Annotated in this window: 17 protein-coding genes and 1 pseudogene; 6 read left to right on the forward strand and 12 right to left on the reverse strand. The window is 44.4% G+C overall.

Annotated features, from left to right (window positions below; all coding sequences use genetic code 11):
- Positions 1-33: 33 nt before the first annotated feature.
- The 5 genes from trxB (at position 34) to WC743_RS21335 (ending at position 3628) form a co-directional block, all read left to right on the forward strand.
- Entirely contained in the window at positions 34-990 is a 957-nt protein-coding gene (gene trxB, locus WC743_RS21315) for a thioredoxin-disulfide reductase (RefSeq protein ID WP_373015520.1), read from the forward strand.
- 43 nt (positions 991-1033) lie between these two features.
- Positions 1034-1618, forward strand: coding sequence for a sigma-70 family RNA polymerase sigma factor (locus WC743_RS21320; RefSeq protein ID WP_373015372.1), 585 nt, complete (start codon positions 1034-1036; stop codon positions 1616-1618).
- 224 nt (positions 1619-1842) lie between these two features.
- Positions 1843-2529, forward strand: coding sequence for a peroxiredoxin-like family protein (locus WC743_RS21325; protein WP_373015373.1), 687 nt, complete (start codon positions 1843-1845; stop codon positions 2527-2529).
- A gap of 53 nt (positions 2530-2582) precedes the next feature.
- Positions 2583-3080, forward strand: a complete 498-nt coding sequence (locus tag WC743_RS21330; RefSeq protein WP_373015375.1) for a thioredoxin family protein — start codon at positions 2583-2585, stop codon at positions 3078-3080.
- A gap of 311 nt (positions 3081-3391) precedes the next feature.
- Complete coding sequence (locus tag WC743_RS21335; RefSeq protein ID WP_373015377.1) at positions 3392-3628, forward strand: hypothetical protein; 237 nt, start codon at positions 3392-3394, stop codon at positions 3626-3628.
- Between the two features lie 208 nt (positions 3629-3836).
- Here WC743_RS21335 and WC743_RS21340 read toward each other — a convergent pair whose 3' ends face one another.
- The 7 genes from WC743_RS21340 to WC743_RS21370 all read right to left on the reverse strand — a co-directional run bounded on the left by WC743_RS21340 (position 3837) and on the right by WC743_RS21370 (position 9103).
- A complete protein-coding gene (locus WC743_RS21340; protein ID WP_373015379.1) occupies positions 3837-4907 on the reverse strand; it encodes a serine hydrolase domain-containing protein in 1071 nt (356 codons plus the stop codon).
- Between the two features lie 15 nt (positions 4908-4922).
- Positions 4923-5288, reverse strand: coding sequence for a hypothetical protein (locus WC743_RS21345; RefSeq protein WP_373015381.1), 366 nt, complete (start codon positions 5286-5288; stop codon positions 4923-4925).
- Between the two features lie 31 nt (positions 5289-5319).
- Positions 5320-6051: a hypothetical protein gene (locus WC743_RS21350; RefSeq protein ID WP_373015383.1), complete on the reverse strand. Its 732-nt coding sequence runs from the start codon at positions 6049-6051 to the stop codon at positions 5320-5322.
- Positions 6052-6091: 40 nt separating this feature from the next.
- The gene (locus WC743_RS21355; protein WP_373015385.1) at positions 6092-6334 is read right to left on the reverse strand and encodes a hypothetical protein; all 243 of its coding nucleotides are present in this window, start codon (positions 6332-6334) and stop codon (positions 6092-6094) included.
- A gap of 57 nt (positions 6335-6391) precedes the next feature.
- Positions 6392-7207, reverse strand: a complete 816-nt coding sequence (locus WC743_RS21360) for a sterol desaturase family protein (protein ID WP_373015386.1) — start codon at positions 7205-7207, stop codon at positions 6392-6394.
- A gap of 97 nt (positions 7208-7304) precedes the next feature.
- Positions 7305-8084 (reverse strand): LytR/AlgR family response regulator transcription factor, encoded by a 780-nt coding sequence (locus WC743_RS21365; protein WP_373015388.1) that lies wholly within the window; start codon positions 8082-8084, stop codon positions 7305-7307.
- Entirely contained in the window at positions 8081-9103 is a 1023-nt protein-coding gene (locus tag WC743_RS21370) for a sensor histidine kinase (RefSeq protein ID WP_373015390.1), read from the reverse strand. Before WC743_RS21370 ends, WC743_RS21365 begins: the two co-directional genes overlap by 4 nt.
- 850 nt (positions 9104-9953) lie before the next feature.
- On the opposite strand from WC743_RS21370, the gene WC743_RS21375 reads away from it, so the two are divergent.
- Positions 9954-11060 carry a recombinase family protein gene (locus WC743_RS21375; RefSeq protein ID WP_373015392.1) on the forward strand — a complete coding sequence of 369 codons (1107 nt, stop codon included), beginning with the start codon at positions 9954-9956 and terminating at the stop codon, positions 11058-11060.
- Here WC743_RS21375 and WC743_RS21380 read toward each other — a convergent pair.
- The 5 genes and pseudogenes from WC743_RS21380 to WC743_RS21400 all read right to left on the reverse strand — a co-directional run.
- Positions 10941-11312, reverse strand: a pseudogene (locus WC743_RS21380) (DMT family transporter); the annotation flags it as partial. The gene WC743_RS21375 and the pseudogene WC743_RS21380 overlap by 120 nt on opposite strands.
- A 66-nt stretch (positions 11313-11378) precedes the next feature.
- Positions 11379-12248: an alpha/beta fold hydrolase gene (locus WC743_RS21385; protein WP_373015394.1), complete on the reverse strand. Its 870-nt coding sequence runs from the start codon at positions 12246-12248 to the stop codon at positions 11379-11381.
- Positions 12249-12275: 27 nt separating this feature from the next.
- Positions 12276-12680, reverse strand: coding sequence for a hypothetical protein (locus tag WC743_RS21390; RefSeq protein WP_373015396.1), 405 nt, complete (start codon positions 12678-12680; stop codon positions 12276-12278).
- Positions 12681-12718: 38 nt separating this feature from the next.
- The gene (locus tag WC743_RS21395; protein WP_373015398.1) at positions 12719-13705 is read right to left on the reverse strand and encodes an alpha/beta fold hydrolase; all 987 of its coding nucleotides are present in this window, start codon (positions 13703-13705) and stop codon (positions 12719-12721) included.
- Between the two features lie 99 nt (positions 13706-13804).
- The gene (locus WC743_RS21400; protein ID WP_373015400.1) at positions 13805-14344 is read right to left on the reverse strand and encodes a TetR/AcrR family transcriptional regulator; all 540 of its coding nucleotides are present in this window, start codon (positions 14342-14344) and stop codon (positions 13805-13807) included.
- Between the last annotated feature and the right edge of the window lie 344 nt (positions 14345-14688).

Genomic DNA, 14688 nt, shown 5'->3' on the forward strand with positions numbered 1-14688 from the left:
ATTTTTCGATCAAGCTATAAACTTCATAATAAAATGTCATCAGCAACTGAACACGTTAAATGCCTGATCATCGGATCAGGCCCGGCAGGCTATACCGCCGCAATATATGCGGCTCGGGCAGACCTGCGGCCGGTATTATACACAGGCATCGTTATGGGCGGGCAGCTCACCCAAACGACAGAGGTTGAAAACTATCCCGGCTATCCGGATGGTATCCGGGGACCGGAGATGATGGAAAATTTCAGGAAACAGGCAGAACGCCTGGGAACGGACATCCGCTTTGGCTATATCACCGCTGTCGACTTCTCCGGCTTGCCGCACAAGGTCGTTGTCGATGAGACGACAACCATCACCGCAGATACGGTGATCATTTCAACCGGCGCAACTGCCAAGTGGCTCGGCCTGGAATCGGAACAAAAATACAATGGCTTTGGCGTCTCTGCCTGTGCGGTTTGCGATGGGTTCTTTTTTAAAGGACAGGATGTCGCCATCGTAGGTGCCGGTGATACAGCCGCCGAAGAAGCCACCTACCTGGCCAAACTTTGCCGAAAGGTTTATATGCTGGCCCGGCGTAATGAGTTCCGCGCGTCAAAGGCGATGGTAAGCCGCGTTTTAAATACGCCGAATATTGAGCTGTTATATGATACGGAAACCAAGGAGATCTTAGGCGATGGCTTGAATGTGACCGGAGTTAAAGTGATCAATAACAAAACCAATGCGACAACGGATCTTCAGGTTACCGGCTTTTTTGTCGCCATAGGCCATCACCCAAATACCGACATTTTCCGGGACTGGATCGATATGGACGCTGTAGGCTACATCAAAACGCGGCCGGGCTCTTCGCTGACGAACGTTGAAGGCGTTTTTTGCTGCGGAGATGCGCAGGACCATATCTACCGCCAGGCGATAACAGCTGCGGGTAGTGGCTGCGTGGCCGCTATCGATGCGGAAAGATACCTGGCAGGTAAGGAACACCTGGTCACCGCATAACAGATATTTTCATCAATAAGAATTTAATCAGAACCACACGACTATGAAAGAGCACATATCACCGATCGCCGAAAGATCAGATCCCCATACATGGGTAGAGCTGCATGCCGATTATCTTTATGCCTATGCGATTACCCGGATCAACGACGAAGAGCAGGTACGCGACCTGGTTCAGGAGACTTTCCTGGCGGCGCTGGAGCGGCTGGATCGCTTTGAGGGCAAAAGCTCGGAGCGCACCTGGCTGACCGCTATATTGAAAAATAAGATCATTGACGTTTACCGCAAACGGTCAAGACCGCCATTTATGCAAATCGTCGGTGAGCATGAGGAGGAAATGGAATTTTTTGATCCGCAAATGAATAACTGGAAAAAGGAGCACTGGCCCCAGGCGCTCGGCGTGGAGGATAAAGATCCCTTGCATGACAAAGAACTGAACCGGATATTAAAATTATGCATGCAAAAGCTGCCCGCGTTGTGGCTGGCCATATTTACAATGAAACATATGGATGAAGAAAGCACCACAACGATCTGTACGGAACTGAAAGTTTCTGATACCAATCTTTGGGTGATCATTCACCGGGCTAAAGTGAATCTGCGCTCCTGTCTCCAAAAAAACTGGCTGGACTAATGCTCGTTATTGCGCCGCGCTCTGGAACATTTTATTTCCAAAAAAGATTGTAAGGATTAGTGCGTATTTCCGACCAAGCCCATGTACGTCCATGATAGCGTGCGGTAAACTTTGTCACCGGTCGGCACTTTGTAATGGGAAAGGCTAGCATGAAGGCTGATGGACGGGCGCAAATGAAGCGAATACAAAAAAACATTTATATAATTTAACCACCCTTCTTTAAAATGAAAAATTTAAGCACAACGATCAAATTGAACAGGCTTTCCATTCTTTTTGTACTATTATTCTGCGGACTATCTGTTGACCGCGCCCAGGCGGCAACCGATCGGGATACGGTAAAAACCATGACCATGGCGGCCGTACCACAAAAGCCGACCGATATCAGTCCGCTGCTGGTTGGCGAGGCTATACCCGACGTCACGCTTGCTGATGCATCCGGCAAGCCCGTTAGCCTTAAACAACTCGTAGCGCAAAAACCCACTATCCTGGTGTTTTATCGCGGAGGGTGGTGCCCATTTTGCAATAAACAGTTAGCAGGTCTGCAAAGTATAGAGGGCGACCTACGAAAGACCGGTTACCAGATCATTGGGATAAGCACAGATAGCCCTGAAAATCTCACCGCAACTATGGGCAAGCAGAAACTAACTTATGGCTTGCTTTCTGACAGCGACCTTTCCGTAACCAAGCAGTTCGGCCTGGCTTTTGTAGCGCCAAAGAACTATTCAAATACCCTGATCTCGGGTTCTAACGGAAAAAACGTGGATAAACTGCTTCCTGTGCCATCTGTATTTATTTTGAGTACCAAGGGAAATATTCAATTTGAATACATAAACCCGGACATGACCCAAAGGATCAGCTCGGAGTTGCTTCAGGCAGCCGCCAACGTTATGATCAAACAGGATAGCAAATAGTACTGGATCGACGGGAGCTACACTAACAGCTCTTGTTTAAACGATATAAAGAAATGAAAACTAAAGAAAAAACTGGTCTCGTTATTTTGTCACAGGCATTAACCAGGTTAATGTTGGTATTGCCACTCTTGCTTTTTGCATTTTCGTTTGCGGCACACGCCCAGGAGAAGACCAAAAAACAGGCTGGCATCCAGTTTATAGAAAACAAGCTGGCGGACGCTACCGTCAAGGCCAAAGAGCAGGGTAAGCTTATCTTCGTAGATGCTTTTGCGGCATGGTGTGTCCCCTGTAAACAACTGAGAAAAACTACCTTTAAAGACCCAAAGGTTGCCGCTTATTTCAATGACCACTTTATCAGTGTTGCCCTTGATGCGGAAAAGGGGGAAGGCATACCATTTGCAACAAAATATGAGGTCCAGGGTTATCCTTCCTTATATTTTATTGACACCGAGGGTAACCTGATCGCTAAAAACGAGGGCTTGATCGCCGCCGATGCTTTACTCGCTTTAGCGGATAAGGTAACGAAGTCCGATAGTCAGAATAAGAAATAACCTGAAATTAACTGTTTAAAAGAAGGAAGCCTGCGGGCTTCCTTTCTTTTTTAAAGCATTTTGCGAATACAAATTCGGTGTCAGTCGTTCAGCCGATTTGGGTGTAGTTGATGACCTTTCCCCAGGGAGTGATCATCGAAAAATAATATGTAAGGATTCTGAGCATTTATTGACTAATAAGCAATTACTGAACAACAACGGGTCGCACCGGCTGCGGTAACTTGCGCTATAACCTGAACCTTCACATTCCCTGAGATCAAGCGCAGGCAGGTTCCGCTAAATTTGGCTGAAATTGCATAAGTGCTTATACGATGAAAGATAAAGAACAAACAAAACGGAAACTGATCGATGCGGTGGGGATCATTATAAGGACCAAAGGTTTCGAAGGGGGCCGGATTACCACAGCTGGAATATCGGCTGGTATTGATGGTGTGCTACATCTGGTTGCAAAATTGAAGGGTAAAGAAGTAGCTGAAGCAATTGCAAAACAAATAGAATATGATAAATATGTGCCTGAACAAGGCATGGATCTATCGAACAAGCGTTAAATTGCATATTAAGTACGGGAAAGTTTCTTTCTACTACAGTTTTGGAAGTGGATATTGGAGACTACGAGGCAGTAAAATAAATATGAAGTTAAGACGGTTAGGGAAGTAAGCAAATAAAGACTAATCGTATACTTTTAAATGCATTTCCCATTCACCATTATCGCAAAGGTGGCCCAGACTGCCAATGCCCCTCATATTGTTCTCCCGGCTATTGAAGTGCCTCGTCAACCAGTTTCTTTAACTCCACGTAGCGTTCCTGTCTGCCGTCGTTTTTAAGGTAGAAGGTCATCAGGAAAGCTGCATATTTTTTATGCGTGTCAACCCAGGGATAACTACCGAACAGGCCGGGGCTGCTTACGGTATGGAGCCCCATTATCCACTCGCCATAACCATATCCAAAATTGCCCGCTTCGGCAGGCGAATAGGCTACTTTTACATCTGGAGTAATGCGGTTTATCTGCATTTGGGTAATGTTGGCTTCGCTAAGTATCCTTTTGCCGTTAAAGATGCCTTTGTTTAATATCATTGCTAAAAAATTCAGGTAATCCTGTGGTGTGCTGAATGCGCCGCCGGCCGGGAGCGCTACCCTTCTCTTTCCAAAATCGGTGTTCTGCATATTTAATGGCCGGGCTATGCGTTCTGCAAATAAGGTCTCAAAGCTTTTACCGCTTATTTTTTCCAATACGGCGCCAGCTATCTGTAATCCCGCATTACTGTAGTGAAAAACTTTTCCCGGCTCGCCCTCCATGGGTAATATGGCAATATCCTGAATAGCCTGGTCCATGGAACTGATGTTTTTCATCTCCTGCAGGTTTTGCTTTAATGGCGCAGCCTTAATGGCCGTAAGGTGCGACAAGCATTGGACAATAGTGATATGGCCCTTACCATGCTGAGAAAGCACAGGCAAATATTTGCCGACCGTATCACTTAGCTTTAATCTGCCTTCATCCACAAACGTCATAACCAGGGCAGCGCTCAACCATTTGCTGCAACTGGCAATCGCCTGCCGCGTTGTTGCGTTATAATCATCCAGACCGGCGGATTTACCCTGCTTTTTGGCAACCATCTTTTGCACAAACTTTTGCTTCATGCTCATGTCGTTTACGCTATGGTTATAAATAACCTTGCCATCCTTATATACAAGTAAGATAGCCCTGCCGCCCATCTCATGGGTATGTTCGCTTAGCCAGGCATTAACACGTTTAAATCCCTGCTGTGCCCGGGCCTTTCCGTAAGTAACAGAAAGGAGGGTTGCCACGATGATTATTTTGATTTTCATTTTGACGATGATCAATTAATTGCCGGCCATTTTATCTTTTAGTTTCTCTCTCATTTCGGCTTCAAAATCCTGGTATTGCTTATACTGACTTGCCGTAAACACAGTTTTTAGCTCCGCGTCTTTAGCCTTTTGCAAGGCCCTGGCCTGCCTTAAACGCGAGAACCGGCTGTCGTCGCTTTTAATAATAGGTTCAAATTTTTGTGCATACTTCAGGTTGATGGCCTGCACTTTTGCAGCCTGGTCCGAATCAAGATTTAGTTTGCTTTTCATCATCGAGGTTTGAAACCCTGCTCTTTGTTCAGGCGTTTTATTTTTTAGGTCGGTGGCTTGTTGTGCCATGACCATTTGTGTAAAAAACAGGATAGCCATGGGCAGCATCATGATACATTTTATCTTTTTTATAGTTTAAGTTTTACCATTGAATATTGTAGGATACACCGCTGTTTAAAACCAGCGTAGCTTTATTATTGCCATTAAACGTTAACGTGCCATTAAAGTTAAAACTTTTGCCCGATGATGAAGCCCCGCTTATGGCTACGGTTGCTGTTCCAGATAAAATTTTAAGACTGCTTTTGTCGATCGTAATATCTGCTGATTTAATGATAAGATTGCTATTGAAAGTATACTTGCGACCAATTTTTGATGTTTGACTACCTGTACGGTTATACGTGGTATTTAATACATAGGCCGATGAGGAGGGTGTGAGACCTGCTAACACAAAGCCCCCGGTGCTTTTATCGTCTGAGGACATGCGCGGGCCATCGTATTTACTGCCGCCCGTAAAGTTAAAGGTAAGCTGGCTGGGTACCGCTCCTGAACAATTTAACAGGTAGTTCCAGTTTAAAGCATAACTATATGACGGGCTTGCCCCGCTAGCGCTTGACTGGGTTATTGATGAATCTTTTTCAACGCCGCATTGCAGGGTAACGGTTTTGCATATAGTAACGGAGCTGTTTACCTGCAATGTAAGGCCGCCATTGGCCGGTACAACCGCATTTGTTGCCAGTTCAGCGGCGTCGGCCTCGGTTACGGTTGCATCGGTTGGAGTTGATGCTTCTTTTTTGCATGATGAGATAGCCAGGCCCAGGCCTGCCACTATCATTAAGCTAAATAAGGCTGATCTGCTTTTTAGTGTGGTTTTCATGATCGTAATTTTAAGATTTGATTTATAAAAAATGAATGGATTAGTGGCGAACTACTACAACACGCCTTCTTACCACTGTCGGGCGCGCTACAACAACGGCTGCCGCTGGTCTGACTACTACTGTTCTTACCGGTGTTACAACAACGGCCCTTACCGGCACTACTACGGGCCTGCGGGTAACCACTACCCTACGGGCGGGTGTACGGACAACTACCCTTGTTTGCGCACTGGCGTTTAGGATGCCTGCACATGCAAGGCTCAGGATTAAGATGATCTTTTTCATGTTTTATTTTTTTTAATTAACTGATATGTGTTTGACGATAAGCTATATGCTGAGTTTTTACTTTCGGGGCGAAGCTTCCAAATGCGGCGTTGAATTGCCCTTGCTTACGGGTGAACTAACCGGCTTAAACCAATCCATAAAACCCTGAAATACCAACTTAAATGGATTGTGACTTAAAAAGCCAGTAGTTAATCCGTATTTCACCGGTTCTGTTTCGGGCTGGTAGGTTTTGAATAGCCTGTCCCAGAGGATCAGTACGCCGCCGAAGTTTTTATCGATATAAATGGGGTTGCTGCCGTGGTGCACCCGGTGCGATGATGGGGTATCCATCACCTTTTCAATAACGCCAAGCTTGCCCACGGCTTCGGTATGCATAAAGAACTGGTAAGCCAGGTTAAATACATAGGATATCACAATAAAATCCGACGGCATACCCAGCAACGCAGCTGGTATAAAAAACAAAGGGCTTACAATTGCCGAGAACCAGTTGAGCCGGTAAGCCGCGGTAAGGTTCATGTGCATGGCCGAGTGGTGAATAAGATGAAAGGCCCACAGGGGTTTCCAGCTATGTGATATGCGGTGAAACCAGTAATAAATAAAATCGGCGGTGATAAAGGTTAATAAAAATACCCAGCCGTTGTGCGGAAATTTTAAGGGGGTAAGGCCCGAGAAAACCCCCAATATGGCCAGTTGGTAACCGGCAAACAGGTATTTGGAAAACTGAAATCCAGCAAATACGGTTAAGTTGGCCAGGGTTTCCTTAACCTCATAAGCGCCGCGTTCTTTTTTCCAGCTCCAGATGATCTCGGCAGTTACCAGTATCAGCAGGAACAATAATATGTAAATTCTGTAAGGCCCGACTTGATGTCTCATTTTCTCAGTTTTTAAATCACGATATAAAAGTGACTAGGAAAACGGGGAGAAGGCGGGCAAAACCCGGTGAGGCTGAAAAAGTCAGGGTTGAGGTGTATTAGCTGTTCATCCAGCTTTTAAAATCGGGTACCCGTGCTTTGCTGATTAATATACGCTCGGGTAGTTCGGGTTTAACTTTTATAGATAGGCGCCCGTTGAAATAAAAATCAACTTCGGTTATGGCGTAACGGTTAATAATAAATTGCCTGTTGGCCCTGAAAAACAAATGTGGATCAAGCTGTTGTTCCAACTGTTCCATGGTATATTCCATAATATACTGCCGGTCGTCGGTTGTATGGGCATAAACAATTTCATTAGCGGTATAAAACCAGGCGATCTTAACCGTTTCAACAGGGATCAGCTTTTCGCGAAAATGTACCAGGAATGCTTTTTTGTATGACCGCGTAAGCTGGTTTATCTGTTCAAACAGTTGCCCTATCTGTAAAGTGTCGGGAGCTTTTTGTCCGGATAAAAAAAGGTTGTTATACTTTTGCAAGGCCTTATATATCTCCTGTTCATCAAACGGCTTTAGTATATAATCGATGCCATTATTTTTAAAGGCCTGTATGGCGTAATCATTATAGGCGGTTACAAATATAACCGGCTTTAAAATAACCGCTTTTTTAAATATATCGAACGATACACCATCAGCCAGGCGAATATCCATAAACAACAGGTCATACCCCTCGGGGTTCAGGTTAAACCATTCCACAGCATCAGTAACAGAGGTTAGTGTAGTCACTACGAATATACCATCATCCGCACTGTGTAATAAATGCGCGAGGTTGCGGGCTGTTGCCGCTTCATCCTCTACTATTATAATCCGTAGTGTATTCATGTTTTTAATGGTAATTTAACAACAAACTGTTCATCGGTCTTTATAATTTCAATTTCCTGCTGCATCATTATTTTAAAACGCTCGCTTAGGTTTGCCAGCCCTATGCCATTGCTGCTCTCGGGCTGCGGGATCTGCCAAATGTTATTACTTATCACCAAATGCTCCTGTTGTATATCAATAACCACTTTTAATGGTTTCATGATGGTAGCGGCATTGTGTATTACCGCATTTTCAAGCAGGGGCTGTAACGACAGGTGGGGCAGCTTGTATAACAAATAAGGTTCATGTACTTGTATGTCAAGTTTAAAGGCGCCTTCCAGCCGCAGGTTAATCAATTGTGCATATGAACGCAGCATAGCCAGTTCTGCCTCAACAGTTACCAGGTCAGCTTTTGATTGGGTAATGGCATAGCGAAATACATTGGATAGTTCCCTTAAGTATTTTTGAGCCATTTCAGGGTCCTCCCTGATCACTCCCGAAAGGCTGCTCAGGGAATTGAATAAAAAATGCGGGTTCATTTGCTCTTTCAGCAACTCCAGTTCGGCAACCGTATAGGCACTTTTTAACCGCTGGTTCTCTAACTCCTTCTTTTTACCCTCGCGCATTAATAGTATAATTTTAATGATGATGCCTATTAGCACGGCGCTTAACACCAAGCGTGCAAAATAACCACTTCCCAATATCCCCGGAGGGCCTTTATAGCCAAAGCAAATGCGTTGTATAATGCTGCCAGCAACTATGCATGTTAACACAACCACGCTATTGTACAGGATATAAATACCATATTTTTTTTGATTGCGGTATACAGCAAAGCGACCGCTGTTTTTAACATTAAGATAAAACAGCAGCCAGCAAAATGCCAGATTAAATAGCACCTGGAAACTCCATTCGCCTAAATTAAAGTGCCAGTAGCGGGCAACTATTCCATTTTCGCGCAAAGCCAGCAGCCTTGCCGAATTCATCATCAGGGCAATTAAAAGGGAACTATACCAGCAAATACGGTTTTCAGTTCTATCCATGGTATAAAGCTAATTTAATATTTATTCAATAATTAACCTTTGCCCGGCGAAGCTGAAATATAGGGCGGTGAATTAAATGGAGATTCTGACACGATCGATCATTTTATTCTGAAATGGCAAGCCAGTTGTTGTGTTACACTTTGACCATTTTAATTGTTTTACTTTCACTATATTTTAAAATACTTATGTAACACAACTGAACGAGCGTGGAGCTCGGAACCGTATGGTCAGTGCCTCTGGATTGTCCACGCTCGGTGGTGTACCGAAACAATTATCACTTGATTTTGATTCTGAAGAAGAAAGTTAATATTCATAATTAGCGTTACATTTCTTATAATCATGGAGTATTATTCTTCTAATTTATCTTGGACTTTCTTAAAAATGTTCTCTGCTGTTGCTGCCAAATTTTTCAAATCTTTCAAAAAAGGTTCGAAAATTCCGGTTTATCGGCCTGATATGTAAAAGGCGTGCATAAAGCGATAGTTTCCGAAGATCAGTTTTGGATAGTGCAGGAGAAATTAGGCAACAAGCGGGTGACCCTATGCCAACCCAAAGAGGAATTCCCTTTACGTGGGGCAGCAATTCGGCAACCGCCTTGCGAAAAATTAAGGAAACCCTTCAATGCACTTTTCCGCGAACTGCCGGTTTTTATTGACTGAATTCCAGACATTTCTGCCCCCTTCATGTTAATGGTATAACGCCTTTCGACTATATCTAAGTTGACGTTTATCCGCTTGGCGGTCACCTCTTCATCTCAGAACTTATACTTAACGAATCTGTCCCGTCTTGCTATAACACCGATTTATCAATTGTCATTAACTTGGTGTCTATATTAAAATATATTATTGTCATGAAATCAGCCTATTTATATGTTCGGGTTAGTACCGATGAACAAAAAAAGAAAGGTTTTTCCCTTGTTGAACAAGAAAAACGCCTTCTGAGTCACTGTGAAATAAACAATATAAAAGTTAAGGGTATTTACCGTGAAGATTTTTCTGCAAAGGATTTTAATCGTCCCGAATGGAAAAAACTAATAAATACAATTAAAAGAAGTAAGCAGAGGCAGCCAGAAAATATTTTATTCCTCAAGTGGGATCGTTTTAGCCGCAGTATAGAATTTGCATATCAAATGATTAGAATATTGAGAAATCTTAATGTGCAGGCAATGGCTGTGGATCAACCAATTGATTTTGAAGTCCCCGAAAGCATTGTGATGCTGGCTGTCTATTTATCTATTCCTGAAGCAGAAAATACAAGACGTGGATTGAATACTTCAGACGGTATGAGAAGGGCAAGAAAAATGGGCCGTTGGCCAGGAAAAGGACCGATAGGTTATATAAATCAAACTGATCTGGACGGAAAGAAACTTATTATCCCTAAACAACCAGAGGCTCGTTATATTAAATGGTCATTTGAACAGTTCGCAAAAGGTATATACTCCATTAGTCAGGTTAGGAAAATGGCTTGTATTAACGGCCTTCGGTGTAGCAGGAACAATTTTTGGAAACTTCTACACAATCCGGTCTATTGTGGTATTATCACTGTTCCCGCAAATAAAACCGAAGAAATGGAATTTGTTAAAGCAGTTCATGAGCCCCTTATCTCAGAAAAGTTATTTTATGAAGTCCAGATATTGTTAAAAAGTAGGCGCAGGCAAAATGGCGATAAGGAGCATTTAAAACGATTATTTCCGTTAAGAGGATTGATCTCCTTTTTAGTCATGTTGATGAGATTATTTTTGCGGGATAAAATTTTGCCCGGCTTAAAACTTTTTGATCAATATCACCCCGGTAACCAAGAGCATGATCCCGGCAACCCGGGCCCAGTTGACAGGGTGCGCCGCGTAATGCAGCCAGCCGTTATGTTCAATGATGACCGAAGAGATGATCTGCCCGGCGATAAAAAAGATAATGGTATTCCCGACACCAATCTTTTGGGGCACGATACTGAACGTTAAGATGTTCATGGCGATGATGACCCCGCCAAGCCACATTACCCAATTTGTTTTTAACAGTTGTCCGTCCACCGGCAGGGGCGTACGGGTAACGGCTATCAGCAGGCCTACTATTAGCGCAGCTATTAAAAAAGCGCATAAAGTAGCCAGATAAGGGCTGCCGAGCGTCTTCCCCAAGGCGCCGTTACTGGATGCCATGAGCGGCAGGCACATGCCAACCATCAGGGTGGCCAATATATAAGAAACGTTATTCATGGATCAATTGTTAAAGCGTCCCGTGCTTATCCGTTTTTGACAAGCAGGGGACGCGGGTTAACTTACTTACCGGATATCATTCCTGGTTAAAAACTCCCTGATATTCTCCGCGATCTCCGTGTGATACTCTTCCAGTGCAAAATGACTGGTGTTATATACAAATAACTCGGCGTGAGGCAGGTCTGTTTTGTAAGCTTCAGCAGCAGCAAGCGGGAAGAACTGGTCATTTTTACCCCAGGTGAGCAAGGTAGGCGGCAGGTGGGTCCGGAAATAATTTTGCCAGTTCGCATACTCCGCTACGTTTGTGGAATAATTATGCAACAGGTCCAAATGAATATCTACCAAACCCGGCCTGGTCAGGTAGTACAAGTCGATCATGGGGCCGTCCAGGTTTATTTTTGCAGGGTCTTCAGCTCCGTCAAAGTAGAATATCCTGATGCCATCCAGGGTCATTAAGCCCCTGATCGGTTGCTCTGTTTCCGGGTTACGGTCTTGTAAAAACGGCATCGCTAATCCGAAAGCAGGGCCGATGCCTTCCATATACGCATTCGCATTCTGGATGATCAGCGACTGGATCAACTCGGGCCTGCGGGCGGCGATCCTGAAACCAACCGGGCCGCCGTAGTCAAAAGCGTACAGGCTGAACTGCTTCAAACCGATCTGGCCGATAAATTTTTCGATCGTCACCGAAAGGTTGTGGAAGGTGTATTCATATTCATCGCGGGAAGGAACGCCGCTATTGCCAAATGCGGGATAATCCGGCGCTATCAGGTGGTGATCTCCTGCCAGGTCGTTGATCAGGTCCCTGAAAGAAATAGAAGATGAAGGGAAACCGTTCAACAGTAAAATAGTTGGATTCTCTTTGTTCCCGGCCTCCCGGTAAAAAATGTTGACACCGTCTACGATCTCATTTTTGTAATAAATTGTTGTTTTCATTTTAATATGGTTTGATATTTATAGGAATTAAGGTTGCAGGGCAAAAAATACGTCGGCTGATAAACGGTTGAATTGCAGATAGAACAACAGGATGCAGTACACCAGGATATAGATCATTTGAAAGGTAACTGTGGCCCAATCCGACACCAGGCTTTTACCCGCCAGTAAGAGAAACATCAACAGGCAACCCGCTATCAGTACACCCTGTGTCTCTAACCCGCATACCAACAGCAGGCCGATGCCTGTTTCCAGGTAAGGCAGTATGCTGCCGGTGGTTCTTGTGACAACAGGCGGCAAGCATGAGTCCTCAAATTCCCGTGCTAAGGCGGTCACGAACAGCCCCCGACCATTCTTAAGCCTTACCAGCCCGTGAAGCAATAGGTTAAGGCCTAACCCGGCCCTCAACAGGAAATATGCAATATACTCGTTCATATCACACACAGACCAGTCTGTTTTATATTGATAAAAAATTATTTGATGTTGTTTTGTACCAAGAATGACCTGATCAGGGTGGCCGCTTCCTCATGTTTTTCTTCCAGCACGAAGTGGCCGCCGTTCAATAAATGGATATCAGCCTTCGGGAGATCTTTTTTATAGGCCATCGCCCCTGCAGCGACAAAAAGCTTGTCATTTTTCCCGGAAATAACCAGGGTCAATGGCTGGTATTTCTTGAAATAAGCCTGCCATTCTGCATATAAGGGTAGATTTGTCCCGTAGTTACGGATCAGCGCAAGCTGGATATCCTGGTTGCCGGGCCTGTCTAAATAATACTGATCCGTGATATAGCTGTCAGGGTCTATTTTCGAAACATCTTCAGCGCCGTCGGTGTACTGCCATTTCGTTCCTCCAATGGTTAAAAAACCTTTCACCGGGCCTACGGTCGACTCACCAGGATCCTGAATATAGGCAACCAATGGCTTCAGTGCGTCGCCGAGCCCCTCGGTATAAGCATTGGCATTTTGCACAATGATAGACTGGATCAATCCCGGGCGCGCGCCCGCGATACGGAATCCGACAGGGCCGCCGTAATCCTGCACGTAAAGGCTGAATTTTTTTAAACCCAGCGCGTCGATAAAATGGTTAATGGTTGCAGCCAGGTTATCAAAGGTATAGTTGTATGCTGTTGGCTCCGGTGCACTGCTTTGTCCAAAACCTGGATAGTCCGGCGCGATCAAATGATAATTAGGGGCAAGGTCCCTGATCAGGTCCCTGAACATGTGAGACGAAGAGGGAAAGCCGTGAAGCAATAAAATGGTTGGTTTATTTTTATCTCCGGCCTCCCGGTAAAAGATGTCTAACCCATCCACCTTTATGGTCCTGAAATAAACGCCTGCCTGGCGATTCGCTTTTGGCGTTTGATGAGTGATTTGTGCCGGTTGAGCTGCTGCATGGGCTGCGGGGCTTAAATTAAAGGCACTGCCCAGCAATAGCGAGGCGACGATGATCTTTGTTTTCATTTTTTTTGTTTTGGTGATAAAATATATACAGACAAGTCTGTTTTAATTGTGCTAAATTTTTTTAGTGTAATATGGCTCTCCGCGTCCGGTAACGTTTAGTTATAAGATCTTTCCGGCCAGGATTTTTGCTGTCTGAATTGGCCAGGCATTGCCATGTACTTTATTAGTGATCAATGCACCGTCGAACAGCATATACAATTCGTCTGCCAGTTTTTCCTTATGCACGGGCCTGAGTATATCTGCGAACATGGCCCTCACCCCATCTTTTTGTTTACGTATGATCCCCCGGACCTTTTCGCTGTCGACCGGCAATTCCGAAACAATATTCAGGAAATTGCAGCCATAATATTCCGGCTGCACCGATACCTCTGCTAAAAAGTCAAATACGGCGAGTACCTTTTCCTTCGGCGCTCCAAATTTTTCAGCTTCGGCTTTTAAGGCTGCATTGGTTTCCGCGCCCTTTACGGTCAGGTATTCTACCAGCAGATCTTCCTTAGAATGGAAATGCTGGTACAAGGACGCTTTAGCGACACCGGCCTCTTCAATGATCTGGTTAATGCCCGTAGCGTTATAGCCCTGCTTATAAAACAATCTGGATGCGGTTTCAACGATCTGGTTTCTTACGGCACTTGTTTTCATGGGACAAATGTAAAATTTAATTTTAATATACAGACAGGTTTGTATGTTTTTTATTTTTGTATGACGTTCAGGTGTTGTTTTTCTAATAGAACAGCGTTTTGGGGGAAGCTCATTGATCGCCCCATGGCAGTAATTTCCTTTTGGATAACAATCAGTAAGATTAAAAAAAACTGTATTCATCAAGAATATTTCCCGGTTCGTGTAAAAATTTACGACGCTGGTTTTTATTAATGGTTCTTCGGACAAAATAAATAACATAAACAGATCAGATCATGAAAAAACATTTTCACGACGGGGATGAGCATGCCCCGCAAGCAAATAACGACGGTATTGACCGCAGAGGT

It is taken from the genome of Mucilaginibacter sp., from assembly GCF_041660805.1.
Lineage (GTDB): Bacteria > Bacteroidota > Bacteroidia > Sphingobacteriales > Sphingobacteriaceae > Mucilaginibacter.